Genomic DNA, 26,207 nt, shown 5'->3' on the forward strand with positions numbered 1-26,207 from the left:
AGATGCTCTCCCAACTGAGCTAATCCTCCAAAAGTGACCCGTGCGGGATTTGAACCCACGATACCAGCGTGAAAGGCTGGTGTCTTAACCACTTGACTAACGGGCCATATTAAATTAATTAAAAGCGGGTAACGAGAATCGAACTCGCGACAACAGCTTGGAAGGCTGTGGTTTTACCACTGAACTATACCCGCATATCAGCGACGAATATTATATTATCAAGTTATCCTATAAAAAGCAATACTTTTTTCAAAAAAAGTTTATTTTATTTCAAAAAACTAATTAATGGCTGCGTTAATACTGCTTATTACAAAGTAAAAATCAAATTTTGACTACAAAAAAACAGCTAAGAAAATTACCTCTTAGCTGTTTAGCCAGATCGGGAAAACAGGATTCGAACCTGCGACCCCCTGGTCCCAAACCAGGTGCTCTACCAAGCTGAGCTATTTCCCGAAATAGTGCCGAGGACCGGGATCGAACCGGTACGGTTATCACTAACCGCAGGATTTTAAGTCCTGTGCGTCTGCCAATTCCGCCACCCCGGCATAATAGAACTGACTAAGCGGAAGACGGGATTCGAACCCGCGACCCCCACCATGGCAAGGTGATGTTCTACCACTGAACTACTTCCGCAAAAGTGACCCGTGCGGGATTTGAACCCACGATACCAGCGTGAAAGGCTGGTGTCTTAACCACTTGACTAACGGGCCATTTTTAAATATATCAAACAATTTTTCTCAAAATTGTTAACTCGTCTTTCACAACGTTATTAATAATACCAACTGATCTATAAAATAGCAAGAACTTTTTTTAGTTTTTTCTAAAAAGTTCTTGCTATTGTTATATTTTCCTTCTAAAAGACAGCAAAAAGACTGAAAAAATCTCATTTCCCAGTCTTTAAAATTTATATTCTTAAATCAAGTGTACCCCCTTATCAACATAAATGGTGTCGCCAGTAACTCCAGTTGATAAATCGCTCATTAAGAATGCACACACGTTCCCAATTTCGCTAATAGTTACATCTTCTCCATCAACAGTTCTTGCTTGGGACATCTTTAAAAGTTCATCATGACCTTTAATACCTGTAACTGCTAATGTCTTAACCGCTCCAGCAGAGATTGCATTAACACGGATTCGTTTTTGTCCTAAATCCCGTGCTAAATAGCGAACACTAGCTTCAAGGGCAGCTTTAGCAATTCCCATTACATTATAGTTAGGAATAGCACGTTCAGAGCCAAAATAGGTTAAGGTAACAATACTTGCAGGATTATTTAATAAATCTAACTGATTAGCAACTTTAGTGACAGCAATAAGGGAATAAGACGAAATATCTTGCGCGATTGCATAACCTTTGCGACTAGCACCAAGAATTGAGCCAGCTAATTCTTCTTTTTTGGCAAAAGCAATTGCGTGTACAATCCCATCTACTTTTGTAAAACGTTCCTTGATAGTTGTAAAGGCTTGTTCAATACTTTCATCATCCGCTACATCACATTCAATTAATTGATTTTCATCATCTACTAACCGTTGTAGGCTTTTTTTCATTCTGAAATTCTGATAAGTATAGATAATTTGGGCGCCTTGTTCAGCCATCATTTGTGCACATCCCCATGCAATAGAACGCTTATTAGCTACCCCCATAACAACGATCTTTTTTCCTGTTAATATATTTCCCATATTATCCTCCTTAAAACTTTCGATAACGTTTTTTTCTATTTGCTAGAAGTTGATTTGGTGATAATTCTTGCAGTTTGTTTAATCGCTTTAGTAAAACCTGCTCGATATTTTTGCAAGTTTGTTGGTGTTTTTCGCTTTCTGAAATAATTCCTTCGATAATCCCTTGTTTTAATAAAGCTTGCGGCACCATTTGCATTAATTCTGCCGCTTTATCTGCCTTCGTACTATCTTTCCACATAATGGAGGCAAACCCTTCAGGAGATAATATAGAATAAGTACTATTTTCTAACATCCATACCTCATCTCCACATGCCAATGCTAAGGCTCCCCCACTACCTCCTTCACCATAAATAATCGTGATAATTGGAATAGCAAGCTGACTTATTTGTAAAATGTTTTGGGCAATCGCACTTCCTTGCCCATTTTCTTCGGCTTCCTTACTAGGAAATGCTCCTGCGGTATTAACAAAACAGAATACAGGTCGCTTAAATTTAGCTGCTTGCTTAATTAAACGGAGCGCCTTGCGATAACCACTAGGCATTGGTGAGCCAAAATGCTTTATGATTTTCTCTTCTGTTGTTTTTCCTCGATCAGTTGTAATGACGGTAACTGTTTGCTGATGGAAAGTAGCAATTCCACCGATGATTGCAGGATCATCCCCGCCTGCCCGGTCGCCATGTAACTCAACAAAATCTGGGAAAACATTTTGAATAATCTCCATCCCCGTAATTTTATTGGCACTGCGAGCACGTTTAACAATCTCGCTTGCTGATAATTGTTCATTCATTAGCAACGCTCCCTGTTTTTAATAGCCATTCAAGCAGCTGTTTTTCATCTTGACGTTTTACAATTCGATCAATAAACCCATGATGCAGGATGTTTTCAGCTGATTGGAGGTCGACAGGAATTTGCTGGTGAATCGTCTGTTCAATAACGCGACGGCCAGCAAAGCCAACAAGTGCATGGGGCTCAGCGAGAATAATATCTCCGTCCATCGCGAAACTAGCAGTTACTCCACCAGTTGTTGGATCGGTTAATATCACGATGTATAAAAGTCCTGCAGCAGCATGCTCATTTATTGTTTGTGAAACCTTCGCCATCTGCATTAACGACATAATTCCTTCTTGCATCCGTGCCCCGCCTGAAGCAGTGAATAATACTACTGCTTGGCGATGGGTAGTTGCATATTCAAATAAGCGCGTTATCTTTTCACCGGTAACAGTTCCGAGTGATCCCATAATAAATGTTGGATCCATAATGCCTAGTGAAAATAGCTGATCATTAATCGAAGCTTCACCAGTTAGGACTGAATCATTCAGCTTAGTTTGTCTTTGAAGTTTGCTGATTTTTTCTTGGTATCCAGGAAAATGTAACGGATTCTTTGTCTGGAGATCCTTATCGAATTCTTTAAATGAATCCACTAACCATGAAAGTCGATGGCGAGCAGGTATTCGTAATCCATAGTCACAGTTGGGACAAACAGCATATTGTGTTAACTGCTTAGCGAATAGCAATTGATGACAATGTGGACATCTTAGCCACATTTGATCTGGGACCCTTTCATCAGCATTTTTATCTGCTTTGATGTGCCGTTCACTTAAAGTATTATTTTGATCATATAATTTCACGCTGTCAGCTCCTTTTTCCATTGTGGCAAGAAGGAGTCTTCAAGAAACGTTGTTGAAGCTGTTCCTGCCAAAAATTTAGGATTGTTTAGGATTGCTAAATGGAAATTCTGATTGGTTGTTACGCCCATAATTACCATTTCATTCAAAAGTCGTTTGATTTTTTCAATGGCTTCTTGGCGATCTTGACCAAGTGCAATTACCTTAGCGATCATTGAATCATAATAAGGAGTGATCTTGCTGCCAGGATAAATAGCAGTATCAATTCGCATCCCCAAATTACCGACTGGAAGATACAAGTAATTAATCGTCCCCGTCACTGGCATAAAGTTTTGCTTAGGATTTTCAGCATTTATCCGACACTCAATCGCATGTCCATGAACCTGAATATCCTGTTGGGTAAAGGGAAGTGGTTCATTCGCAGCGACAATAACCTGTGCTTTCACTAAGTCAATCCCGGTTACCATCTCCGTCACTGTATGTTCAACCTGGATACGAGTGTTCATTTCCATAAAGTAAAAGTGATGGTCCTTGTCCATTAGAAATTCTATTGTCCCCGTATTATGATAGTTAATCGCATTAATGGCTCGCATGGCAATTTGTCCTAGCGTTTTTCGCTCTTGTTCATTTACTAGGACACAAGGACTTTCTTCAATCAATTTTTGTTTATTCCGTTGAATCGAGCAGTCTCGTTCAGGAAAGAAAACAGCATTGCCAAAATTATCACGAAAGACTTGGACCTCAATATGTTTAACATTCTCCATAATCTTTTCAAGGTACATTCGGTCATCATTAAACGAAAGACGGGCTTCGTTTTGGGCCTCGCTAAATATTTGCCGCATCTGGTTATGATCATTAATTCGTCGGATCCCTTTACCGCCACCACCAGCAGCCGCTTTTAACAAAATTGGATACCCAATCTTGTTTGCAACCTCAACAGCGTCATTAACATTGGTAATATAATCATCACTTCCAGGAATTACAGGCACCCCTGATTTTTTCATTTGCTCTCGTGCGTGCTCCTTGTTTCCCATTAAGTCAATAACTGAGGCTTGGGGACCGATGAACGTAATTCCGCATTCTTCACACATTGTCGCGAATTCCGCATTTTCTGATAGAAAGCCAAAGCCAGGATGGATCGCCTGGGCACCTGTACCAAGAGCAGCTTCCAAAATGTTTTTCGCATTCAAATATGAATCTTGGGCACGGGCGGTTCCAACGCATACAGCTTCATCCGCTAGTTGAACGTGAAGACTTTCGCGGTCTGCAGTTGAATAAATAGCTACTGTCTTAATTCCTAGCTCCCGTAATGACCGTATTATCCTGACAGCAATTTCACCACGATTAGCGACTAGTACTTTGGAAAACATCAAACCACCTACCCAATCATAAAAGTTAATTCAGCTGTACAGGCTTTTTTACCATCGACCGTTGCAATGCCTTTACCAATTCCAATATTTTTATGAACTTTTTCTAGGTTGACTTCTAATCTTAACGTATCACCAGGGCGGACTACTTTACGAAATTCTGCTGACCGAATTCCACCAAAATAGGCTGTTTCCCCTTGGAACTCTTCTTGAGATAAGAGAGCGACAGCACCTGTTTGCGCCAATGATTCAACAATCAATGCTCCTGGTAAAACTGGATTTTTGGGGAAATGGCCATTAAAAACCTCTTCATTGATCGTGACATTACGCCGTGCGATTGCCTTCTTACCGGGGATTAATTCATCAACTTGGTCAATTAGTAACATTGGGTAACGATGAGGAAGGATTTTTTGAATTTCAGTTATATCTAAAGTTTTATTAGTCATTATCTTTATCCTCCTGAACTGAGAAAAGTGGTTGTTCTACTTCAACTAATTCTTCATTGCTTACACAAATTGAAGTAATGATTCCGTTAAAAGGGCTTTTTATCTCTGTCATCATTTTCATTGCTTCAATCACACAAACAACATCCCCCTTTTTTACATGGTCGCCACTTCTAACATAGGGATCTGCATCGGGGGTTGGTTGGAGATAGACAGTTCCAACTAGGGGCGCAGTTATATTTTGCGAAGGTAAAGTTGGTTGTTCGTTTGCTTTTTTCTTAACTGAAGTCGTTTGCTCTGTTTTTTCGGTTGTTATAAGATTTTCATGCTTGTGAGTTTGCTTGTTTTTGCTTAAATAGAGCTGAAAGGAATCTTGATTTATTTCTAATTCACGAATATCAGAATCTTCAAAATTTTGCATTAATGTTTGAATTTCTTTAAATTCCAAGATAGATCACTCCCATTTCTTAAAGGCTAAAACAGCATTATGACCACCGAAGCCAAAAGAATTGCTTATTGCGTAACGGGCGTTTGATGCGTTACTATTTTCTGCCGTCACAAGGTTAACTGAGCACTTCGGATCTTGATTAAAACAACCTATATTCAACGGTAATTGTCCCTTTTGTAAAGCGGCTACTGTTAAGACCGCCTCAATTGCTCCTGCAGCTCCAAGCAAATGTCCAGTCATTCCCTTTGTTGAACTGACACGAACATTGCTATCGGAACCAAATACCTGATTGATTGCTTTAGATTCGCCTTCATCATTAGCATGAGTAGCAGTTCCGTGGGCATTAATATAGGAAATTTCGCTAGGATTAATTTCAGCTTCTTTAATTGCCAGTTCCATTGCTCTTGCCGCTCCTGCACCAGTTGGATCAGGGGATGTAATATGGTAAGCATCCGAGGTAGCACCATACCCGACAATCTCGCCAAGAATGTTAGCACCGCGTTTTTGCGCATGCTCAAGATCCTCTAAAACAAGTGTTGCACCACCTTCACCCAAAACAAATCCTTGACGTGCTTTATCAAATGGCAAAGAGGCTTTAAGTGGATCAGTTGCTTGTGATAGGGCTGTTAATGCCGCAAAGCCAGCAATTCCGATCTCATTTACCGAAGCCTCTGATCCACCGGCAATCATTACTTTAGCGCGTCTTTCTTTAACTTGACGAAAGGCCTCTCCAATTGCATTAGTTCCAGTGGCACAAGCAGTCACAATCGATGTACAAATATTTTGCGCATTAAAGTGAATTGAAATATTACCGGCTGCCATGTTAGCAATTGACATTGGAACAAACATTGGTGATACCCGTCTAGGACCCTTATCATGCATTTTGATAATTTGCTCTTGAATAGTTGTCAAACCACCAATTCCAGATCCATAGATAACGCCCATGTCGACTGGCTTGGTATTTGTTTCGTTAATCTCCGCCATTTCCATTGCTTCAATAGCGCTTTGTAAGGCGTATTGAGAATAAAGATCCATTCGGCGCGCAGCTTTTCTCCCGATGACATCATTAGGGTCAAAATCGTCAATTTCACCTGCCACGGTAATTCCTGTCGGCTTGGCAGCAAATTTCTTGATCGCTTTAATTCCAACTTTGCCTGCAAAACTATTACTTATAAATTCTTGAATACCGTTACCGTTAGGAGCAACAGCACCCATTCCTGTTATTACAACTCTTGTCATTTAGTTCCTCCTAAATTGTCATGCCACCGTCAACTACAATGGTTTGACCGGTCAAATAATCATTTTCTGCTAAAAATTTTGCGGCCTTAGCAACTTCTTCTGGCTGTCCTAAGCGGTTAAGGGGGATGCGACTGAGAATTTGTTCTTTTACTCGCTCAGATAATTTTTCAGTCATATCACTAGCAATCATTCCGGGAGCAATTGCATTGCAACGAATTCCGCGGCGCGCTCCTTCTTGGGCAATAGATTTAGTAAGGCCGATTATACCTGCCTTGCTTGCCGCATAATTAGCTTGTCCTGTATTACCATGGAGCCCCACAATACTAGCAAGGTTAATAATGCAACCGGCTCTTTTTTTGAGCATCTTCTTAAAAATAGGTTGCGTTAACATAAATGTTCCGCGTAAATTAACATTGATGACCTGGTCAAAATCGCTCGTTTTCATCCCCATCATTAACTTATCATTCGTAATTCCCGCGTTATTGATAAGAATGTCGATCTTCTCGTATATTTGCCACGCCGCTGCTGCTAATTCACTAACTGATTCTTCGTTTGCAATATCGCCCTTAAGATAGTGATATTCCGTTCCTAGTAGATCTAGCTTTTCTTTAAACGCTTTTGGTAAGTCATCTTGACGCCCATTGAGAATTAACCGACTACCAGCCTTAGCGAACTCTAATGCAGTAGCTGTCCCAATTCCGCGTGTGCTTCCGCTTATAAAAACGACTTTATCTGTCCGTTCCATCTTTTTGCTCCTTTATAAATTTTTCATAATCAGCAAGATTTTCAATGTGTTGGGTATTTAACTGCTGGTCAACTTGGTGAGCGAAGCGAGATAACGTCTTTCCAGGACCAATTTCTAATGTTGTATCAATTTTCGCGTGCTTGACTAATTCCTTAACATTAGCTCCAAAGTGTGTTGGAATAGCTAATTGTTTTTCAAGAATTCCTGGAAGATCCTCACAATGGAATAAGCTGTTAGTAGTATTGCTAATGACTTCAATCTGTGGCTCATGGAAGTCAACCGTTTGTAACCGGTTATGCATCTGTTGACGTGCACCGTTAAAGAAGGGTGTATGAAATGCACCATTAACTTTGAGCAGAATCGTTCTTTTAGCAAGCTTGTCTTCTTCCATCTTTTTAAGGGTAGCCTTTAGGTCGGTTAATGCCCCGCCTACTACGATTTGTCGTGGGGAATTATAGTTGGCGATATAAACCCGCTGACCATTTTCTTGTTGAGCGGTGATTAGTTCTTTTATCTCTTGAAGTTGAGGGTCAAGGACAGCTGCTAATGTACTTATTTCCCTGTCCGCGTCTTGTTGCATAAAGCGCGCACGGTCCGCGACTAGTTTGATTCCTTCTTCAAACGAAAGTGAGTTACTAGCAATTAAGGCAGCGTACTCGCCTAAGGATAGGCCGACCATCCCCTTAATTGGTAGTTGAGGTAAATCACGTTTTAACATTTGGTAGATTCCATAACTAACTGTTACAATTGCTGGTTGAACATATACTGTTTTATTCAACTCGTTATGCTCGTTTTTCATAATTTTGAGTAAATCAAGCTCACAAACATCACTTGCCCAACTAACAATCCTTGAAAAAAGGGAGTCGGCCATAAGCTCGACTCCCATTCCCGATCGCTGTGCACCTTGACCGCTAAATAATATTCCGTAGTACATTATTTTTCATCCAATTGTTTCTTTACGAAATCAACAACGTCACTAATAGTCTCGATTCCTTCATCGGCATCTAATTCAATCTCAAACTTATCTTCAAGTTCATTCATAATTTCGAAAACATCAAGACTGTCAGCATCAAGATCATCTTTAATTCGTGCGTTCATTGTTACACGATTTTCGTCAACATCTAATTCATCAACAGTAATAGTTTTTACAGTATCAAAAATTTCTTCTTTAGTCATATTCATTCTTCTTTCTCTATTAATAGTTTAAAATTATTGTTCCTGTACTTAAACCGCCGCCAAAACCACTCATTGCAATAATGTTACCTGGTTTAACCAGTTCATGAGTAACAGCTTGAGTCAATAAAATTGGTTCACTAGCGGCGCCCGTATTTCCATATTCACTAATATTCATTGGAAACTTTGTAATTGGTTGCCCTAGTCTCTTTGCAATTTGATTAATTATCCGTTCATTTGCCTGATGTAATAAAAAATAATCGATATCGTCTAATTTTAAATTAGCTTGTTGAACGGCAGAAGCAATTGAACGCGGTACTTCATGAGTGGCAAAACGATATACATCACGGCCGGCCATCGCAAAAGGTGAAAGGGATGTTAGTTGCTTAGGGAAGCCAGCTTTAGGCGTTGTTTTTCCCGCAACAATTTTATCTCCCAAGTCACCAAATGTATGGAGATCACGGCCAAGAATTAAAGGAGTTGCCGTAGTTGTCTTTTGAAGTAACACTCCACCAGCCCCATCGCCGAACAATACGGCAGTACTTCGATCTTTCCAATCAATCAGTTTTGATAATACTTCTGCACCAATTACCATTGCATTTTGCCAATTAGAGCTTTTCAACATTAATTCAGCTGTATTCATGGCATAGATAAAACCAGTACAAGCTGCTGAAATATCAAACGCAATTGCATTTTTCGCCCCTAATTCTCCTTGAACAATGGCAGCAGTTGACGGCGTATAGGCATCAGGAGACATCGTTGCAATAATAATTAAATCAAGTTCAGTTGCCTTCAAATTGGCATTAGTCAATAATTGGTTACCAACATTAAGAGCCAAGTCTGAAGTATTTTCAATATTGCTGATATAACGTTGATGAATTCCAGTCCGCGTTTTAATCCACTCATCTGAAGTATCCATAATAGTTGATAATTGCTGGTTATTAATATTAAGTGGTGGATGATAACTCGCAGTACTAGTAATTCTTAAATTTTGCAATGTTTGTCAATCCTTATCTCTAAGCATGCTCATCCACAAAATCTTCTAAGTTTTGCAAGGCTTTTTTAACAACCTTCATTTCTTCATCATTCATTCCTTCGAGAAAACGTTCAACCATCATGTTATGAAAGGCCCGATGTGCACGATATAGTACCCGTCCTCTTTTGGTTAAACGTAACCGAACAATGCGGCGATCATCTTTATCACGAATTCTTTCAACATATCCTTTTCGAATTAAACGATCAGCCATTGAGGTCATTGTTCCTGGAGTTAGATGAAGCTTTTCTGCTACTTGAGAAATTGTTTGATGGTTATACATCGTAATTGCATCAATTGCATGCATCTCTTTAATTGTTAAATCATTGAATGTACTTTTCCGTAACTCATTTTCTTCAATCCATAGAATTCCGGAATAGACTTTGATTAATCCTTTATTGATTTTTTCGTAATCATTATCTTTACTCATAATATATTTCTTCCCTTCAATTTTATTCTATAGCCCCGAATAATTTGATTATCAAAATATATTATAAATGATAATGATTCACCATGCTAAATCTTTTCTTCTCGTTCAGCAACGATAAAGACAAGTTCTGCATTACAAGCTATTTTGTCGTTCACAAGCGCTTGTGTTTCCACAATTCCCATTGATGATCGAACTTTTTTCATAACAACATTTAGTTTTAATACATCACCAGGACGGACCATTTGTCGAAACCTCGCTTTATGAATTGCGCCAAGATAAGCTGTTTTCTTATAAAAATGCGGTGATTTTAATATCAAAATTGAAGCAGCTTGGGCCAATGTTTCGATGATTAAAACTCCAGGCATAACAGGATTATTAGGAAAATGACCGCGAAAAAATGATTCATTAATTGTGACATTTTTTGTTGCGGTAATCTTTTCTTCAGGAACTAATTCGTCTACATAATCGATGTAGCAAATCGGATATCGATTAGGAATTAATTCCATAATCTCCTGCGCATTCATTATTGCCAAAAAGATTCACCTGCCTTCAAAAAAATATTTCGAGTATCAAAATATTCGATGATCAAATTATATTCAAAAATATTTTGATTGTCAAATTATTTTTTGAAAGGTATCTTTTATAACTAGTCGAAAATAAAATTATTTATCATCTTCACTAGATGTTAGAAAGGGATTTCGGTTAATCATGATTTTTTGTAATTAATAGGAATTTTACTAATATGTCATTTAATCATTAACTATTAATCACCTTAAATTAAAATATTCCTTTACTATTTAATTGAGAATTGGTAAAATAATATTTGTTCGTTATTAACGGGAAATAGCTCAGCTTGGTAGAGCACCTGGTTTGGGACCAGGGGGTCGCAGGTTCGAATCCTGTTTTCCCGATAGGGTTTAGAGAGTCGTTGAAAGTTTTCTTTCAAGCGGCTCTTTTTAGTATCAAGGAGGATATAAAAATGGAAGCAGATAAATATTTAAAGCTAATTCAAGAGGAGCTTCAGAACCTTCCTGATTATGTTAACGAGTATTATTTGGGGACCAACCATGCAGTCACAACAACCTATCAGTACTTAACTGAAATTCGGCGATTCTTTGATTGGTTACGGTCAAGTGGACTCGTCTCTGTTAACTCTAATAAGGACTTGCCAATTGATACGCTGGCTAATTTACGGCGTAGTGATGTAATGCTATATATCGATTATTTGCAGCATACTACCAATGCACAAGGACGGTTAAATTCTCCCACTTCAATTAATCGTTCTATTAATGCATTAAGGTCATTGTATAAATTTTTAACAGTCACCGCAGATAACAATAATGGCGAGTCTTATTTTGACCGTAATGTAATGTTGAAAATTGACTCCCTTAATGATACAAAAACATTAAATTATCGGGCGCATACGCTGGCTTCACACATGTACCGGGGACAAATGAAATTTGATTTTATCACTTTCATTGAAGAGGAATACCCTAATAAATGTGATAAAAGAGCCCTCCCCTCTTATAAAGTCAATAAGGAACGAGATATTGCAATTATTGCTCTTATTTTAGGAACAGGCGTCCGGGTATCCGAGGCAGCTAATGTAAACCTTGGGGATTTGAACTTAAAGCAATCACTGCTAGATGTAACAAGAAAAGGCGGCCAGAGAGATTCAGTACCAATTGCACCTTGGGCTATTACTTATATCAAAGCTTATCAAGCGATTCGTGCACAGCGATACCACGCTTTAAAAAAGGATACTGCTTTCTTCTTAACCGTTTATCACAAGCAAACTCGACGGATGACAGCTAATGCCATTGAAAAAATGGTCAAAAAGTATTCAACTGCATTTGGACATCCTCTTACTCCCCATAAATTACGCCATACCCTTGCTTCTGAAATGTATGAGGTAACGAAAGATCAGGTATTAGTAGCCCAACAGTTAGGACAAAAAGGAACATCTGCTACCGATCTATATACCCACGTTGACCAGAAACAGCAACGTGATGCTCTTAAAGAAATTAGTGAAACTTCATATAAAAAAACAAATGAATAAAAGGCTTTTCTATAAAGATAATCTTCGCTATAATGTTAAGCGGTGTATAAATTTTTTATGGAGGAGAAAATTTTGGGCTTTATTACCTCATTATTTGGAAAGAAGCAATATGTTTGTCCATTTTGTCATGAGCACTATACTTTTTCTGCGATGCACGCACGCAAGCTAGCCGACAAAGATGGGCAAATTCATTGTTACTACTGTCGTAAGGTCTTACAACAATTGCATTAGTATTAATGATAATTCGCTTTTTTACAATAAAAACTTTCAAAATAAAAAACCGTTAAGCTGAATTTAAGGCTTAGCGGTTTTATTTTAAAGTATTTAGTTAAATCGACGTTTGTTAATTCCTGCAAGACCAAACATACTAAGCAATGTTTATTCCCCTCTGAGACGAATTGTCACGACTTACTACTCATCAAAATGAATTTCAGTTCGTCTGAGAGGCAAAAGCTGTTTTTACCCCTATTTTTGCATTATTTTAAAATTAGTAAGACTCTTTTGATAAAAGAGTCTTACGTTAACCGAGAATAAACGTTGATATAACAAGTTTTTAAAATCCTATATTTTCGTGTAAGACTGTTGTATAATTTTATTGAAAAAGTGTCTCACTAAAAAATTAGGTCATTTTTGCTATTTTTGGCGGACAAAAAGGAGTTATTTCATTTTATGTTATATAATGCAGCATTAGTTTTAGAAGGTGGCGCATTCCGTGGCCAATACACTGCCGGAATTGTTGATACATTTCTCGCTCACCATATTGAATTTCGAAGTGTAATTGGCGTTTCTGCAGGTTCGCTTTGTGGAGTTAATTTCGTCTCTAAGCAATATGGACGCGCAGCCAATATTAATATTAATCATCGGCACGATCGCCAATATATCTCGATGGCTCGCGTATTTAAAAAGCAAATAATTAATCTTGATTACCTTTTTGAGGATCACGGATATTCTTGGCAGAATTTTAATGAAGCAGCCTATCGTCGGTCAGCATCTCATTTCACAGCCGTCGCTACTTCAGTAAAAACAGGAAAAACAGTTTTATTTACGGATCCTGTTGGTGAGGAGCTAACCAATGCCCTCAAAGCTTCCTCATCAATGCCATTTCTTTCAGATCCACAGGAAACTTCACAAGGTCCTTGCCTTGATGGTGGGATCACAGATTCAATTCCATTTGATATTGCACAACAACAAGGTTATGACAAGATTGTTGTTGTTCGAACCAGGGATGTTAACTACCGAAAGAAGCCGTCCAGTTCTGCTGTAAAGAAGTTATACGACATGGTATATAAAGATTATCCCGAATTTGCTAAAGCAGGGATTAATCGTCCCCTTCTCTACAACCAACAGATTGCTGAAATCAATCGTTTATCTTGTGAAGGAAAGCTCTTTAACATTGCTCCTTCTAAACCAATTAAGATTAAGCGGATTGAGGGAAATATCAAGAAGATTCGAGCACTTTATGAAACTGGGCGGAAAGAAGGAGAGGAAATCGTCCCTGCTTTAGTTGATTACCTCGCAAATTAACAAAGGAAGAAATATTATGTCAACTAAAAAACGAGTTTATATTCCCAAAAATAAGACTAATGGTCAAATCAAGGGTAAACGGAAAATATGGGTAGAAAATGTTAAATTTTTGACCCTTGAAGAATATGACCAGTTACGTGAAACAATTAAGTTGCATTCGCGTCCTGAATTGGTTAATCGTAACCTATTACTAATTGCAATTGCCCTTAATAATGGATTACGAGCATCAGACGTTGTAACATTAAGAGTTGGTCATGTTCTAAATAAAACTAAAACCCGTGTTATTGAACAAAAAACTGGTAAAGCTAAAACACTATTTTGGAATAATTGCCTTGCCGAGATTATTGATTACCTTAATGACTTAGATTATAAAGATGAAAATGATTACCTTTTCCCTGGGAAACAAGAAGGTCATTTTTCAGTACATGGTTTTTACGAGATGTTGCAACGAATGGCTAGAAAAACGGAAAATAATAAAATCGTTGCTAAGATTGGAACACACTCTTTTAGAAAAACTTTTGGTCGACAACTCTATAAGAAAGGTGTTAACGTTGAAATCATTTCGCAGTTATTTAATCACTCCTCTGAACGAAATACGCGCCACTACCTAGGGATTGAACAAGAAGACCTTGATAAAGTTGTTCAAAATTTCAAATTTGAATAGTTATTATTCTGAATATTATGTAAACTAAAATATTTAGTCATTTTCCTAATAGACTTAGGAATATAATTCATTAGGATTAAAGTAATAAAAAGTATTGGATGTGACTAAATGAATATAAAAAGTGTCCCAAAGAAGCAACTATGGGGAATTGAATTAAATCTGATTTCTCTCCTATTTAGTAGTATTAGTCCGGTTCTTAATAAATTTTCACTTACTAGCTTGAGTCCGGTTGTTGGGGGAATTTTCACTAGTGCGTTTGCTGCAATTTTTACTTTTGCAACAATCTTCATTACTCGTCAGCATGTTTCTTTAACCAATCTTAAGAGCCTGTGGTTATGGCTTTTGGGTGGAACAAATGCAATCGGAATTATTCTTCAATATATTGCTCTCTCAACCTTAAGTCCAATCACAGTTACCCTTATCGCTCGGATGTATTTAGTTTATGTTTTCTTCCTATCTTATATCTTCTTAAAGGAAAAGATTACAAAGTGGGATTACTTAGCAATTATTCTTTGCATTCTCGGTTCTTTCTTTATTTCAGGAAGCCGACTTCAATTTAGTGATAACCTTCTTGGATTGATTTGTGCATTCATCTACCCACTAATGTATGCCGCCAACAATATCGTGGCTAAGTATCTAGTCAGTGATGAAGAGCCAAATAATGTCTTATTCTTTAACCATTTTACTTCGGCTCTTTTACTTTTCTGCTATGCTCTCATAACAGGAACGTCATTTAGCCATATTTCTAGTCAAGCAGTTGCATTTAACTTTGGTGGAGCATTCTTTAATGGCTTCATGTCACTACTTCTTTTCTATACTAGCTTACAGTTTATTACAGCTGGTAAAGCAAATATTGTTCGTGCACTTGGTCCAGTAATTGTTATTATTTACTCTTCATTTTTCTTTCCTGTTCAGGTAACTCCTTCCCTAGTTTTAGGAGCTATTTTAGTAATTTTAGCTAGTACAATTGTTACCTTTACAAGAACAAATCACGAATAATCGTAATATAAAAGCATCAGAATTTCCCTGTAAAGAAATCTGATGCTTTTATTATATCTTCTTATATACTAATAAACCCTTGCACGGCGCCGATAGACAATAAAACGACGGAAAATATATTGCCAAGGTAGTGTTAAAGCGTGGACTAACCGGGTGTATGGGAAGTAACCAAAAATTGCTAATCCACAGAGAACGTGAATTTTATAAATTAATGGCACTGAACGCATCAATTGCCATTGAGGATTAAGAACAAAGAGGCTTCTTGCCCATGGACTAATCGTTGTTCGATAATTGTAATCGATAAATGCACCCGTAATAGTACATGCTAGACCTAATGCAATTGTAATCAGTAAAGCCCAGTCGACAATAATATCATTGATATCACTTGTCTTATAAACACGAGAACAAGTCATTCGTCGATAAGTAAGAATCGCAATTCCCACAAATGCAAGGACCCCTGCTGGAATTCCCATCATCAATGACCCAAAGATGTGGTACATATGTTCAGTGATCCCAAAATAAGCTGTCCAACTTGCTGGGATAAACATTCCTAAGCAGTGACCAAAGAAAGCTAAAATAATTCCAATGTGGAAAGTAACGCTTCCGATCATTAGCCATTTCTTTTCAAAAAGTTCGCTTGATTTGGCAGTAATTGAGGGATGGAAATATTTAAATCTAACAAATGTTCCAATGAAAAATGATGCCAACATTATATATGGATAAATAACCCATAAGAAAATTGACCAGCCATTATGCATCTTCTTGCACCTCCATTTTAATACACGAACCAATTAATGAACGTGTAAGCCTGATTAACTGAATATAGGGACTATCACTATCTATCACTGCATTTTTTAAAAGGGTATAAGTTCCATCTTCAATCACACTTAATGCTAATTGGATATCCTGACGACGCGGATCATTAGTATAATCGCCATATGCTAGAAATTCTAACAATAAAGGCAAATAATCAGAAAGTTCACTAGTCGCCTCTGATATACCAAACATCTCATATAGCATTTTCAACCGTGCTAAAATGGTTCCTCGTTCACGGGAATCAGTCATCTTGTAGTATGACATATAAAGAGTATAACGTCGGTTCATTTCAAAAAGGTGAGCATACATCTCTTGGACTTCGATTGAAGATAGTGCGGCTAATTCATCAAAAAGGCTTAATAATTCTCCCCGCGTTGCAGTTGATAATGCGTTATCTGTAAGTAATAATTGGCGAATCTCTGGTGAAAATGTTTCCGTCTCAGGATAGTCAATCAAGCGTGAAAGAATGGCAAATGTATCTTTTAAATCTGTCAATCGTCTAAAATCAATCACGCCAAATCCCTCCATAGAAACTATCAGCATAAATCTGATTAGTTGATTTGCCAGCTTCTGCCTTCTTAAACATACTCTTGTGTTGGGGAGCTAATGCACAGCCTTCACATTCATCATAACCAAGACTACCTTGTTCGGTTTGTGCATCTTCCATTTCTGCCTTTTGGCTACTTGGAATAACAAAGCGGTCTTCATATTTAGCAATTGCCAGTAAACGATAAAGTGATGTTGCACGTTCTTCTGTTAAGTCAACTCGTTCTAGTTTACTGCTATCAAAATCCCGACCACTAGTCTTAGCACGCATGTATAGCCGCATCATTGCTAGTTTGTATAAGGCTTTCTTGATGACAGGAACGTTTCCAGCAGTTAATAGACTTGCCAAGTATTGAACAGGCACCCGCATTTGATCAATTCCTGGGAAGATCATTTCAGGATTCTTTATTGAGTCCCGTCCCTCAAAGTAACTCATAACTGGTGATAGCGGCGGAATATACCAAACCATTGGCATTGTCCGGTATTCTGGGTGAAGTGGGAAGGCAATCTTTTCTTTTACTGCCATTTTATAGATCGGTGACTTTTGTGCAGCTTCAATCATCTCTTCAGAAATGCCATCCTTGAGTGCTTGCTTGACAACTTCAGGATCGTTGGGATCGAGGAATAAGCCAAGTTGTGCTTCATACAGCTTACTCTCATCAGGATTTGATGCTGCCTCTTCTACTCGATCAGCATCGTATAGAATGGCACCAATATATCGAATTCGACCGACACAGGTTTCGGCGCAAACAGTTGGTTGACCTTCTTCAATTCGTGGATAACAAAAAGTACATTTTTCAGCCTTATGAGTCTTCCAGTTAAAGTAGACCTTCTTATATGGACATCCAGTCATGCAAAAACGCCATCCTCGACAGCGTTCTTGGTCTACTAAAACAATCCCATCTTCATCTCGTTTGTACATTGCACCTGATGGACAAGAGGCTACACAAGGCGCATTTAAACAGTGCTCACATAATCGGGGAAGATACATCATAAATGCCTGCTCAAAGTTATTTTTGATATCCCCTTCAATTTTTTGCATGTTAGGATCCTGTTGGACATATTCAGTTGATCCTGCTAAGTCATCATCCCAGTTAGGACCAGTGGTTAATTCCATTCCTTCGCCAGTAATTTGCGACTTAGGACGAGCAACAGGTTGGTGCTTTTGTTCAGGGCCAAATAACGTCTTATAGTCATAGGTCCATGGTTCGTAGTAGTTATCTAATTCTGGCATATCATTATTGTAAAAAATCTTGCCAAGAGCAATTTTATTTAATTTGCTTCCAGCACGTAATTTTAATTTACCTTTTGAATTAAGGGTCCACCCTCCATGGTATTGATCTTCATCTTCCCAGCGTTTTGGATAACCAACACCCGGCTTAGTCTCAACATTATTAAACCACATGTATTCAGCGCCTGGGCGATTAGTCCATGTATTCTTACAAGTTACTGAACAGGTATGACAACCAATACACTTATCGAGGTTTAAGACCATGCTGATTTGTGCTTTAATCTTCACTCCAGTTCACCTTCTTCAGTTTTCTTACATTTGCATAAAGATCACGTTGGTTTCCAGTTGGTCCATAGTAATTCCAACCGTAACTCAATTGTCCATATCCACCAACCATATGCGTTGGCTTAACGTGGATTTGCGTTGGTGCATTATGTGATCCCCCACGATTACCGGTAATGGTAGAAAGAGGTTCGTAAATTTCGTTATCTTGGGCGTGGTACATGTACATTGACCCCTCAGGCATCCGAACAGAAACAACCGCCCGCGCAGTAACAACCCCATTACGGTTATAAACTTCAATCCAGTCATTATCTTTTACCTTGATCTTATCGGCATCTTGGGGACTAATCCAAATAGTTGGACCACCCCGGAATAATGTCAACATTTCAAGGTTATCGTAGTACATCGTATGAATATTCCATTTACCATGAGGAGTCATATATTTAAGTGTAACTTCATCTTTTACTGGCGGAACATCAACATCTCCTGGGGCCATTACAACCGGTGGCAAAGATGGTTTATAAGTTGCCATATTTTCACCAAATTCACGGAAAATTTCATGATCAAGGTAGTAATGCTGACGTCCTGTAAGAGTAAATGTAGGAACATTTCGTTCAGTCATTAATGAAAATGGTGTGTAGCGAGCTTCACCATGTTTAGCAGAAGTTCCGATTGGTGTTGGATAGGCTTCTTGTGGTTGAGCAGTGATTTGCTTAAACGACATTGAATCATCAGCATGACCACGACCAATATCTGTCAAATGTTCACCAGTCCGTTCTTGCTTCTTTTCCCAAGCTCGATCAGCGAGTTTACCATTGGAAGCAGTTGACATCCGTAAGATTGCATCACATACTTTTTCGTCTTCATCAAGTAATGGACAGCCTGCACCAATGCCTTCACTAGCAATTCCATTCATGTCTTTGAGGTAATCATATTGATCATCAACTTTATAGTTATAATTATTTACTATATTAGGACCAAGAGTGATGTATTTGTCATAGATCTTAGTATAATCACGGGCAACTAATTTTAAAGAAGGCATGGTTTTTCCAGGGATTGGTTCTGTTTCACCGTTCTTCCAATCTTTAATTTCCCCGTATGGTTGAGCGATTTCCCCTTGAGTATTATGTCCTAGTGGTGCGCTCTTAAGATCATAGAAGGTTCCCGGCATGTATTTCTTTGCCATTTTAGAAACAGTCTTAGCCAAGAGCTTGAATTGTTGCCAGTCAGACTTTGATTCCCACATTGGACTAACTGCTGCATTAAATGGGTGAATAAATGGATGCATATCAGTTGATGAAAGGTCCTTCTTTTCATACCAAGTAGCAGCTGGTAGGACAACATCGGAGTACATTGGTGTTGAAACCATTCGAAAGTCCATATCAACAACAAGATCTAACTTACCAATTGCTCCTTTATCACGCCAAATCATATCCTGGGGCTTAACTCGATCATTAGGTTTAGCAAGCAATCCATTTTCAGCGCCTAATAAATGTTTCATAAAGTATTCGGCACCTTTGCCAGAAGAAGCAAATAAGTTTGAACGCCATAAGAAGAACGCTTTGGGTTGATTTTGGTTAGCATCAGGATCTTCAGCAGCAAAATGTAAAGAGCCCTTCTTCAATTCATCGACAACTTTCTTTGAAATTTCATTAATATCAGTTGTATTGTAATCTTTTGCAAAAGATAACGGATTACGATCAAATTGTGGGTATGATGGTAACCATCCTAAACGAATTGCCATTTGATTATAATCAGCATTATGTAAGTAGGAATGTTTACTCTTCCAAACAGGTGATTTTTGAGCTTGGTTATCAATTTCTTCATAACGCCATTGATCAGTTGCAAAGTAATACCAAGTAGTACCTTGCATTTGACGGGCACCACCTTTTTCCCAGTCATTAGCAAAAGTAATATTTGCCCAACCTTCTTGTGGACGGAGCTTTTCTTGACCAACGTAGTGAGCCCAACCACCACCAGTCATACCAACACAACCACACAACATCAGCATATTAATAATGTTTCGATAGTTCATATCGGCATTGAACCAGTGGTTGACCCCACCACCCATGATTACCATACTCCGCCCTTCATTTTCGGCCGCGTTTTGGGCAAATTCACGAGCAATTTGAATAACTTGCTCTGCTTTTACTCCCGAACGGCTTTCCTGCCAAGCAGGAGTAAAGTAGCTCTCAGCATCCATTGAATCTTTAGCAGCAAGTTCATCATTACCAGTCCGATTAATTCCCATTTGAGCCATCATCAAATCATAAACATTAGTTACCAAGTGTTCTTTGCCATCTGTGAATTTGAGCTTTTTAACTGGTAAATGACGTTGCACAACGCTGTTTCCGTCATTACTAAATGCTGGAAAATCAGCAATAATTTGTTCAGTTTCGCCATCTTGATCATTAATAGAGAGTGCTGGATCAATCTTATTACCATTTTGGTCTAATAATTCAAGATTCCATTTTTCCTTAGCATTATATTCTTGTCCCATCGTTCCATTTGGAACAACAATCTTGTGGTTATTTTGGTCATAAACAACTGTCTTCCATGCTGGATTGACAATCGTATCATCAGCAACTAAGTCACTAATCCGGACGAAGCGACCTGGTGTATAGTGATCACCATTTGCTGTACTTGGTTCCAATTCAACCATGAATGGTAAATCAGTAAATCGCTTGGAATAATCAATGAAACGTTTAACTGGGTGCTTTTGGTAGAATTCATCTAAAATTACATAAGTCATCGCTTGAGCAACAGCAGAATCACTACCTGGTTCTGGTGCAAGCCAGTCGTCAGCAAATTTCACATTTTCAGCATAATCAGGGCTAACTGCCACAATCTTTGTTCCTTTGTACCTAACTTCTGTCATGAAGTGTGCATCCGGCGTCCGTGTTAATGGGACGTTTGATCCCCACATAATAATGTAGGAACTGTTATACCATTCCGCAGATTCAGGAACATCAGTCTGTTCACCCCAAACTTGGGGTGATGCAGGTGGTAAATCAGCATACCAATCATAGAAACTCATTTGTTCTCCACCCATTAAGGCAATGAACCGTGCTCCGGCACTGAAACTCATCATTGACATTGCAGGAATTGGGGTAAAACCACCAATGCGGTCAGGCCCATACTTCTTAATTGTGTATAAGCAAGCAGCTGAAATCATTTCTAATGCTTCATAACGATGAACACGAATTAAGCCACCGTGTCCTCGGACCTTCTTATATTTTTTAGACTTTTCTGGATCTTCGACAATACTTGCCCACGCATCTAAGGGATTTTCATGTTCTTCCTTGGCAGCAGTCCAAAGCTCCCATAATTTGCCACGAATATATGGATACTTAATTCGAACTGGACTGTATTCATACCAAGAGAAACTAGCTCCCCGAGGACATCCCCGTGGTTCATATCCTGGAATATTAGGGCCGCATGATGGATAATCTGTGGCTTGGTGTTCCCAAGTAATAATTCCTTGCTTGACATAAACATTCCAAGAACATGAGCCTGTACAGTTAACTCCATGAGTTGTTCGGACAACTTTGTCATGCGCCCATCGCTGGCGATAAAGCTTTTCCCAACGACGACTATTTTCTTCAAGTTGTGTAAAGGTTCCATTAAACTTATCAACCTTGTTAAAGAACCGTGACTTCATCGTTGATTGACCTCCTTTATTGAATGGCTTACCAATATTAAAAATAAAGTAAGTCTTTTCCCTAATGTAAAGATTAGCACCATAACTGCTATACTACGACTAGGGAAATACCTATATTTTGAACTAAATGAGGTGCTAATATCCATGAATCGTTACGATCGTCAAGAAAGGGTACATCAAATTGGTAGTATTGGTCAGCAAAAAATTAGCCATGCAACTATTATGATTGTCGGTGTAGGGGCATTGGGAAGTTATACAGCCGAGCAACTTGTCCGTGCTGGAGTTAAAAGACTTGTCTTGATTGATCCTGACACTGTTGACGTAACTAATCTTCAACGTCAATCGCTTTTCACCGAAGAAGATGCTAGCCAACAGCGGCTTAAGGTCGAAGCAGCTAAAGAACATTTACATAAAATTAATTCAGCATGTCAAATTACTGCGATCCCAGCGCCGATTACTGCTGACCTTATTGACGAATATCAGTTTACCCTTTGTTTAGACTGTCTTGATAATTATCAAGCACGGGATCTATTAAACAAATTAGCAATCATCAAAAATTTTGATTATCTGTTTGCCAGCTGTGCAGGAACCTATGGGAACGTAATGGCGATTTCGCCACAAAATCATCCCTGCTTGAACTGTCTTTTTCCTAATATTAATGAATTAAAACAAAACGATTGTGATTTAATTGGGGTTAATACTGCTTTAATTCCGATTGTAGCGGGACTACAGGTATCTTTAGCGCTTCATTATCTGGTTGACAAAACACAGGTTAATTTTAATGAATTGATCACGGTTGACAATTGGTCAATGCAATTTAGTAAGTTTGCTATTAATAAAAATCACCATTGTCCCGCTTGTGCTAAGCCTAGCAGTATTTCTTTAGAAGAAGAATCAGGATCAGAATTACATATGTTATGTGGAGAAAATGCATATTATACAGTCAAAGAGAAAACTATTAATTTTGGCAGACTTAAAGAATTTTTGGCTAAAAAAGAGCTCTTAATTAACGCAAATCGATTGTTTCTTCATTTTAAATGGGAAAATCGTCCAGTAAGTATATTCAAGAATGGTAAGATTGTTATGTATGACTTACCTACTTCGGCGATTGCCCAGAAACAGTTTAAGTCGTTAAATATTTTGATGAAAGAAGACCTATTATGAAAAAAATCGCAATTTTAACGGTTAGCGATAGCCGAACATTAGATAGCGATACTTCTGGAAAATTAATTGCTACGAAGATGGCTAACGCGGGCTTATCAGTAGTTGATCGGGTAATCGTTAATGATGATATTGTCAATATTCAAACTGCCTACCTTCAACTAGAACAACAAACTCCTGATATCATCATTACTAATGGTGGAACAGGAATTGCTCAGCGTGATGTTACTATTCCGGCTATTCGTCCACTCCTCAAACGCCTAATTCCGGGGTTTGGGGAAGCGTTTCGCCACATATCTTTTGATGAAATTGGTACTCGGGCGCTTGCATCACAAGCCCTAGCCGGATTTAATTTCCGCAATCAGCTTACCTATTGTTTACCTGGTTCCCAGAATGCCTGTCAAACGGCTATAAACAAACTAATTTTGCCAGAATATGAACATTTATTATTTGAAAGCAGTTCTCAACGAAAGGAAGTTCATCACCATGCTCACTAGAAGAATTCCAATCTCAGTTGCCGAGGCACAGAAAAAGATTAACGAAATTCCCCTTAAAACCGCTACAGAGATAATCCCGTTATCAGAAGCTAACCACCGTGTTTTAGCTAAAGATGTTCATGCTAATTATGATTATCCTCATTTTCGACGGGCTGGAATGGATGGTTATGCCATTTTAGCCAGCGATGATCATGATTTCCCTCGCGAATTTAACGTCCGAGGAGAGATTCAAGCTGGAGCAACTTGGGATCAACCATTACAATCGGGGGATGCGGTCCGAATTATGACTGGTGCATATGTTCCTTCTGATGTAGGGAAAGTAATTCGAATTGAAAAAACGCGGCCCGCTAAAGATGAAAATAAGGTTCAAATTATTACGACTGAAAGCAAGACTAACATTACGGAAGCTGGTACTGATGTAAAAAGCGGTGATATCGTTTTAGCAAAAGACCAGGAAATAAATCCCGGTGGCCTAGCAGTTTTAACGGCTTTTGGTGTTCAAGAAGTAACAGTTTATAAAAAACCACGGATTGCAATTATCGCCACTGGAACTGAATTATTAGGACCTAATGCCACGATTGAACCGGGAAAGATCTTTAATAGTAATGGTATTATGTTAAAAAATCTTGTAGAAGAAACTGGTGGGATTGTTGATTTTGAAACCCAATTACCAGATGATGCTGATCTTATCAAGCAGACTCTTGAAGAACAAATGGCAACGCATGAAATTGTAATTACTGATGGTGGTGTTTCAGTCGGTGATTTTGATTTTATTGGAGATGAAGCACGTAAAGCTGATGAATTGCTTTTTAATAAGATTAAGCAACGACCAGGAAGCGTTACGACTGCCTTTGTTCAAAATAATACGTTAATAATGGCCCTTTCTGGAAATCCAGGAGCTTGTTTTACTGGCTTTTACCTTTACATGGAACCACTGATTCGCCGTTATCAACACCAAGCAAGCCGAATTAAGCAAGTGCGGGCAATATTAGCAGCCCCATATAATAAAACAAATGGGTTCGACCGTTACCTTCGTTGTACTTATGAATTCAAAGAGAATCAATTTTATGTTTATCCAAATGGAATCAACAGATCTGGCTCATTAGCTAATCTCCAGACGACGACCTGTTTAGCACTGATTCCGCATAGTACGACTCCAATGAAGGTCGGAACGGAGACTGACGCATGGCTATTACCCTTCAAATAATCGGTCATAAGAAAAGCGGGAAGACTCTTATCACTACGACTTTAATCGAAAGACTTACAAAAGAAGGATATCGGGTAGCTGCTCTTAAACATGATGTCCATAATGCTACAATGGATGTGCCAAATACTGACAGTGCTAGAATGAGTAACGCTGGAGCTAAGCAGGTTATCTTACAATCTGCCACCGAATTTTTCTTTCATCAAAACAGTAATGTGCCGCCTTTAACGGAAATGGTTGAGATGTTAAGCATTGCTAATGATTTTGTCTTGATTGAAGGTCATAAGGAAGCCACTCAATATCCGCAACTTTTATTATTAAAGCCTGGCGAAGATCCTACTAATATTGTCCCTACTCCCCCTCTTAAAACAGGTAGTATCTTTAATGGAACAACCGCTGACTTGCTAGGAAAAGATGCAATTGTAAGTTGGTGCTATAACTACTTAAAACAAATAAAGGGGGATGCAGGATGATTGGATTAGTATATGCTGGAGGTAAATCTACCCGTTTTGGGAAAGATAAAGCTACTTATCATGTTCCAGGATTACCAGCTACCAATATAGAGCTAGCAGTCGAGAAATTAACACTCTTTTGTCAGCAGATCGTTGTTTGTGCTAATGAAATAAATCGAGCGCATATATTAAAGTTGGTTGGTCAAGTACCAACTGTGCAGATTATCTGTGATATTCCCCCTTATGATCATCATGGTCCCCTTTCAGCAATTATTGCTTGTACTAGTCATTTTTTAACTATTCAGGACTATTTAACTGTGGCTGTTGATTATCCTTATCTCACAAAAGATTCCCTTGCTGTTCTTGCTCGTACGTCCAACTCTTATATTGCAACAAGTCAGCATAGTCATTATTCATTAGCTCATTTTTCAATTAGCAATGAACAAGTTACTACTTGGGTCGCTGATAATGATGACTGGCGATTACGTAGTTTCATCACTAATAAATGCGTCTGTCACCCCCTCGTATATCGGTCAAGTGCCGAATTTTCAAATTTAAACTATCGTGAGGTTGATTTAAATGAAAAGTAAAGATTCAATGACAAATCCTGATTTTCAAAAACTCATTTCCCTTGTCTTAAATGACTTAGCAATCAGACGAACAATGTTAGAAAATCGGGAACAAGAAGTAAACCAACAAATGAGTTCACTGGAAAAAGATGCTGAATTAGAGCAATTGGATGACCAAATTCAACAAATTCAAGCTGATTTTGATCATTACCGCGAATTCCAGGATCCGGAATTTGATTTTAGTGCAACCAAGTATTTCCAGGGACCATCGATGGGGTTACCACGACATCCTTAAAACCTAGATGGTAGGGCTAAAGAAGCAGAGCTTTTCTTAGCCCTGCCTTTTAAGTTGTCTATCGTTG

The 26,207-nt window shown here is 38.5% G+C and carries 28 protein-coding genes and 7 tRNA genes; 12 read left to right on the forward strand and 23 right to left on the reverse strand.

What is annotated here, in order from left to right:
* Window positions 1-34: 34 nt before the first annotated feature.
* From LMB56_RS01655 to fabZ (LMB56_RS01745), 19 genes are all read right to left on the reverse strand, one after another.
* Window positions 35-106 (reverse strand) — tRNA-Glu (locus LMB56_RS01655).
* A gap of 17 nt (window positions 107-123) precedes the next feature.
* A tRNA-Gly gene (locus LMB56_RS01660) sits at window positions 124-194 on the reverse strand.
* 185 nt (window positions 195-379) lie between these two features.
* Window positions 380-453 (reverse strand) — tRNA-Pro (locus LMB56_RS01665).
* 6 nt (window positions 454-459) lie between these two features.
* A tRNA-Leu gene (locus LMB56_RS01670) sits at window positions 460-545 on the reverse strand.
* Window positions 546-561: 16 nt separating this feature from the next.
* A tRNA-Gly gene (locus LMB56_RS01675) sits at window positions 562-633 on the reverse strand.
* Window positions 634-638: 5 nt separating this feature from the next.
* A tRNA-Glu gene (locus LMB56_RS01680) sits at window positions 639-710 on the reverse strand.
* Between the two features lie 202 nt (window positions 711-912).
* A complete protein-coding gene (gene fabI / locus LMB56_RS01685; RefSeq protein WP_229283384.1) occupies window positions 913-1,677 on the reverse strand; it encodes an enoyl-ACP reductase FabI in 765 nt (254 codons plus the stop codon).
* Between the two features lie 10 nt (window positions 1,678-1,687).
* On the reverse strand, window positions 1,688-2,464 hold the full coding sequence (gene accA / locus LMB56_RS01690) for an acetyl-CoA carboxylase carboxyltransferase subunit alpha (protein WP_229283385.1): 777 nt from the start codon (window positions 2,462-2,464) through the stop codon (window positions 1,688-1,690).
* Complete coding sequence (accD, locus tag LMB56_RS01695; protein WP_229283386.1) at window positions 2,457-3,305, reverse strand: acetyl-CoA carboxylase, carboxyltransferase subunit beta; 849 nt, start codon at window positions 3,303-3,305, stop codon at window positions 2,457-2,459. The genes accA and accD overlap by 8 nt, the downstream gene beginning before the upstream one ends.
* The gene (accC, locus tag LMB56_RS01700; protein WP_122481179.1) at window positions 3,302-4,672 is read right to left on the reverse strand and encodes an acetyl-CoA carboxylase biotin carboxylase subunit; all 1,371 of its coding nucleotides are present in this window, start codon (window positions 4,670-4,672) and stop codon (window positions 3,302-3,304) included. The genes accD and accC overlap by 4 nt, the downstream gene beginning before the upstream one ends.
* 8 nt (window positions 4,673-4,680) lie before the next feature.
* Complete coding sequence (fabZ, locus tag LMB56_RS01705) at window positions 4,681-5,115, reverse strand: 3-hydroxyacyl-ACP dehydratase FabZ (RefSeq protein WP_229283387.1); 435 nt, start codon at window positions 5,113-5,115, stop codon at window positions 4,681-4,683.
* Window positions 5,108-5,560, reverse strand: a complete 453-nt coding sequence (locus LMB56_RS01710) for an acetyl-CoA carboxylase biotin carboxyl carrier protein (protein ID WP_035156358.1) — start codon at window positions 5,558-5,560, stop codon at window positions 5,108-5,110. Before LMB56_RS01710 ends, fabZ (LMB56_RS01705) begins: the two co-directional genes overlap by 8 nt.
* Before the next feature lie 6 nt (window positions 5,561-5,566).
* Window positions 5,567-6,799, reverse strand: a complete 1,233-nt coding sequence (gene fabF / locus LMB56_RS01715) for a beta-ketoacyl-ACP synthase II (protein WP_229283388.1) — start codon at window positions 6,797-6,799, stop codon at window positions 5,567-5,569.
* A 10-nt stretch (window positions 6,800-6,809) separates the two neighbouring features.
* Window positions 6,810-7,544, reverse strand: coding sequence for a 3-oxoacyl-[acyl-carrier-protein] reductase (gene fabG / locus LMB56_RS01720; RefSeq protein WP_229283389.1), 735 nt, complete (start codon window positions 7,542-7,544; stop codon window positions 6,810-6,812).
* Window positions 7,528-8,478: an ACP S-malonyltransferase gene (locus tag LMB56_RS01725; protein ID WP_229283390.1), complete on the reverse strand. Its 951-nt coding sequence runs from the start codon at window positions 8,476-8,478 to the stop codon at window positions 7,528-7,530. Before LMB56_RS01725 ends, fabG begins: the two co-directional genes overlap by 17 nt.
* On the reverse strand, window positions 8,478-8,720 hold the full coding sequence (locus LMB56_RS01730; RefSeq protein WP_035151133.1) for an acyl carrier protein: 243 nt from the start codon (window positions 8,718-8,720) through the stop codon (window positions 8,478-8,480). The genes LMB56_RS01725 and LMB56_RS01730 overlap by 1 nt, the downstream gene beginning before the upstream one ends.
* Before the next feature lie 19 nt (window positions 8,721-8,739).
* Window positions 8,740-9,714: a beta-ketoacyl-ACP synthase III gene (locus LMB56_RS01735; protein WP_229283391.1), complete on the reverse strand. Its 975-nt coding sequence runs from the start codon at window positions 9,712-9,714 to the stop codon at window positions 8,740-8,742.
* Between the two features lie 19 nt (window positions 9,715-9,733).
* Window positions 9,734-10,180, reverse strand: coding sequence for a MarR family winged helix-turn-helix transcriptional regulator (locus LMB56_RS01740; protein WP_229283392.1), 447 nt, complete (start codon window positions 10,178-10,180; stop codon window positions 9,734-9,736).
* Between the two features lie 86 nt (window positions 10,181-10,266).
* Window positions 10,267-10,713: a 3-hydroxyacyl-ACP dehydratase FabZ gene (fabZ, locus tag LMB56_RS01745; RefSeq protein WP_003667749.1), complete on the reverse strand. Its 447-nt coding sequence runs from the start codon at window positions 10,711-10,713 to the stop codon at window positions 10,267-10,269.
* A gap of 304 nt (window positions 10,714-11,017) precedes the next feature.
* On the opposite strand from fabZ (LMB56_RS01745), the gene LMB56_RS01750 reads away from it, so the two are divergent.
* From LMB56_RS01750 to LMB56_RS01775, 6 genes are all read left to right on the forward strand, one after another.
* Window positions 11,018-11,091, forward strand: a tRNA-Pro gene (locus tag LMB56_RS01750).
* A 68-nt stretch (window positions 11,092-11,159) separates the two neighbouring features.
* Window positions 11,160-12,239 carry a tyrosine recombinase XerS gene (gene xerS / locus LMB56_RS01755; RefSeq protein ID WP_003667748.1) on the forward strand — a complete coding sequence of 360 codons (1,080 nt, stop codon included), beginning with the start codon at window positions 11,160-11,162 and terminating at the stop codon, window positions 12,237-12,239.
* Window positions 12,240-12,311: 72 nt separating this feature from the next.
* Window positions 12,312-12,470, forward strand: coding sequence for a hypothetical protein (locus LMB56_RS01760; RefSeq protein WP_003674018.1), 159 nt, complete (start codon window positions 12,312-12,314; stop codon window positions 12,468-12,470).
* Between the two features lie 438 nt (window positions 12,471-12,908).
* Window positions 12,909-13,763 (forward strand): patatin family protein, encoded by an 855-nt coding sequence (locus LMB56_RS01765; protein ID WP_229283393.1) that lies wholly within the window; start codon window positions 12,909-12,911, stop codon window positions 13,761-13,763.
* 16 nt (window positions 13,764-13,779) lie between these two features.
* Window positions 13,780-14,427, forward strand: a complete 648-nt coding sequence (locus LMB56_RS01770) for a site-specific integrase (protein ID WP_003663651.1) — start codon at window positions 13,780-13,782, stop codon at window positions 14,425-14,427.
* A gap of 108 nt (window positions 14,428-14,535) precedes the next feature.
* Window positions 14,536-15,426 carry a DMT family transporter gene (locus tag LMB56_RS01775; protein ID WP_229283394.1) on the forward strand — a complete coding sequence of 297 codons (891 nt, stop codon included), beginning with the start codon at window positions 14,536-14,538 and terminating at the stop codon, window positions 15,424-15,426.
* Between the two features lie 68 nt (window positions 15,427-15,494).
* Here the strand turns inward: LMB56_RS01775 and narI are convergent, their stop codons facing one another.
* Genes narI through LMB56_RS01795 form a run of 4 tightly spaced genes read right to left on the reverse strand, consistent with a single transcriptional unit; the run spans window position 15,495 to window position 21,962 of the window.
* Entirely contained in the window at window positions 15,495-16,184 is a 690-nt protein-coding gene (gene narI / locus LMB56_RS01780) for a respiratory nitrate reductase subunit gamma (RefSeq protein WP_229283395.1), read from the reverse strand.
* Window positions 16,177-16,755 (reverse strand): nitrate reductase molybdenum cofactor assembly chaperone, encoded by a 579-nt coding sequence (narJ, locus tag LMB56_RS01785; RefSeq protein ID WP_229283396.1) that lies wholly within the window; start codon window positions 16,753-16,755, stop codon window positions 16,177-16,179. The genes narI and narJ overlap by 8 nt, the downstream gene beginning before the upstream one ends.
* Complete coding sequence (gene narH / locus LMB56_RS01790; RefSeq protein WP_229283397.1) at window positions 16,748-18,307, reverse strand: nitrate reductase subunit beta; 1,560 nt, start codon at window positions 18,305-18,307, stop codon at window positions 16,748-16,750. The genes narJ and narH overlap by 8 nt, the downstream gene beginning before the upstream one ends.
* The gene (locus LMB56_RS01795) at window positions 18,297-21,962 is read right to left on the reverse strand and encodes a nitrate reductase subunit alpha (RefSeq protein WP_229283398.1); all 3,666 of its coding nucleotides are present in this window, start codon (window positions 21,960-21,962) and stop codon (window positions 18,297-18,299) included. The genes narH and LMB56_RS01795 overlap by 11 nt, the downstream gene beginning before the upstream one ends.
* 144 nt (window positions 21,963-22,106) lie before the next feature.
* Here LMB56_RS01795 and LMB56_RS01800 point away from each other — a divergent pair, with 144 nt between their 5' ends.
* Genes LMB56_RS01800 through LMB56_RS01825 form a run of 6 tightly spaced genes read left to right on the forward strand, consistent with a single transcriptional unit; the run spans window position 22,107 to window position 26,140 of the window.
* Window positions 22,107-23,126: a HesA/MoeB/ThiF family protein gene (locus tag LMB56_RS01800; RefSeq protein ID WP_229283399.1), complete on the forward strand. Its 1,020-nt coding sequence runs from the start codon at window positions 22,107-22,109 to the stop codon at window positions 23,124-23,126.
* Entirely contained in the window at window positions 23,123-23,620 is a 498-nt protein-coding gene (locus LMB56_RS01805; protein WP_229283400.1) for a MogA/MoaB family molybdenum cofactor biosynthesis protein, read from the forward strand. Before LMB56_RS01800 ends, LMB56_RS01805 begins: the two co-directional genes overlap by 4 nt.
* Window positions 23,610-24,827: a molybdopterin molybdotransferase MoeA gene (locus LMB56_RS01810; protein ID WP_229283401.1), complete on the forward strand. Its 1,218-nt coding sequence runs from the start codon at window positions 23,610-23,612 to the stop codon at window positions 24,825-24,827. The genes LMB56_RS01805 and LMB56_RS01810 overlap by 11 nt, the downstream gene beginning before the upstream one ends.
* Window positions 24,806-25,297 (forward strand): molybdopterin-guanine dinucleotide biosynthesis protein B, encoded by a 492-nt coding sequence (gene mobB / locus LMB56_RS01815; RefSeq protein WP_229283402.1) that lies wholly within the window; start codon window positions 24,806-24,808, stop codon window positions 25,295-25,297. Before LMB56_RS01810 ends, mobB begins: the two co-directional genes overlap by 22 nt.
* On the forward strand, window positions 25,294-25,866 hold the full coding sequence (locus LMB56_RS01820; RefSeq protein ID WP_229283403.1) for an NTP transferase domain-containing protein: 573 nt from the start codon (window positions 25,294-25,296) through the stop codon (window positions 25,864-25,866). The genes mobB and LMB56_RS01820 overlap by 4 nt, the downstream gene beginning before the upstream one ends.
* Window positions 25,856-26,140, forward strand: a complete 285-nt coding sequence (locus tag LMB56_RS01825) for a hypothetical protein (protein ID WP_229283404.1) — start codon at window positions 25,856-25,858, stop codon at window positions 26,138-26,140. Before LMB56_RS01820 ends, LMB56_RS01825 begins: the two co-directional genes overlap by 11 nt.
* The last annotated feature ends 67 nt before the right edge of the window (window positions 26,141-26,207 follow it).

Origin of the sequence: Limosilactobacillus reuteri (assembly GCF_020785355.1) — a bacterium.
GTDB classification, from domain to species: domain Bacteria; phylum Bacillota; class Bacilli; order Lactobacillales; family Lactobacillaceae; genus Limosilactobacillus; species Limosilactobacillus reuteri_I.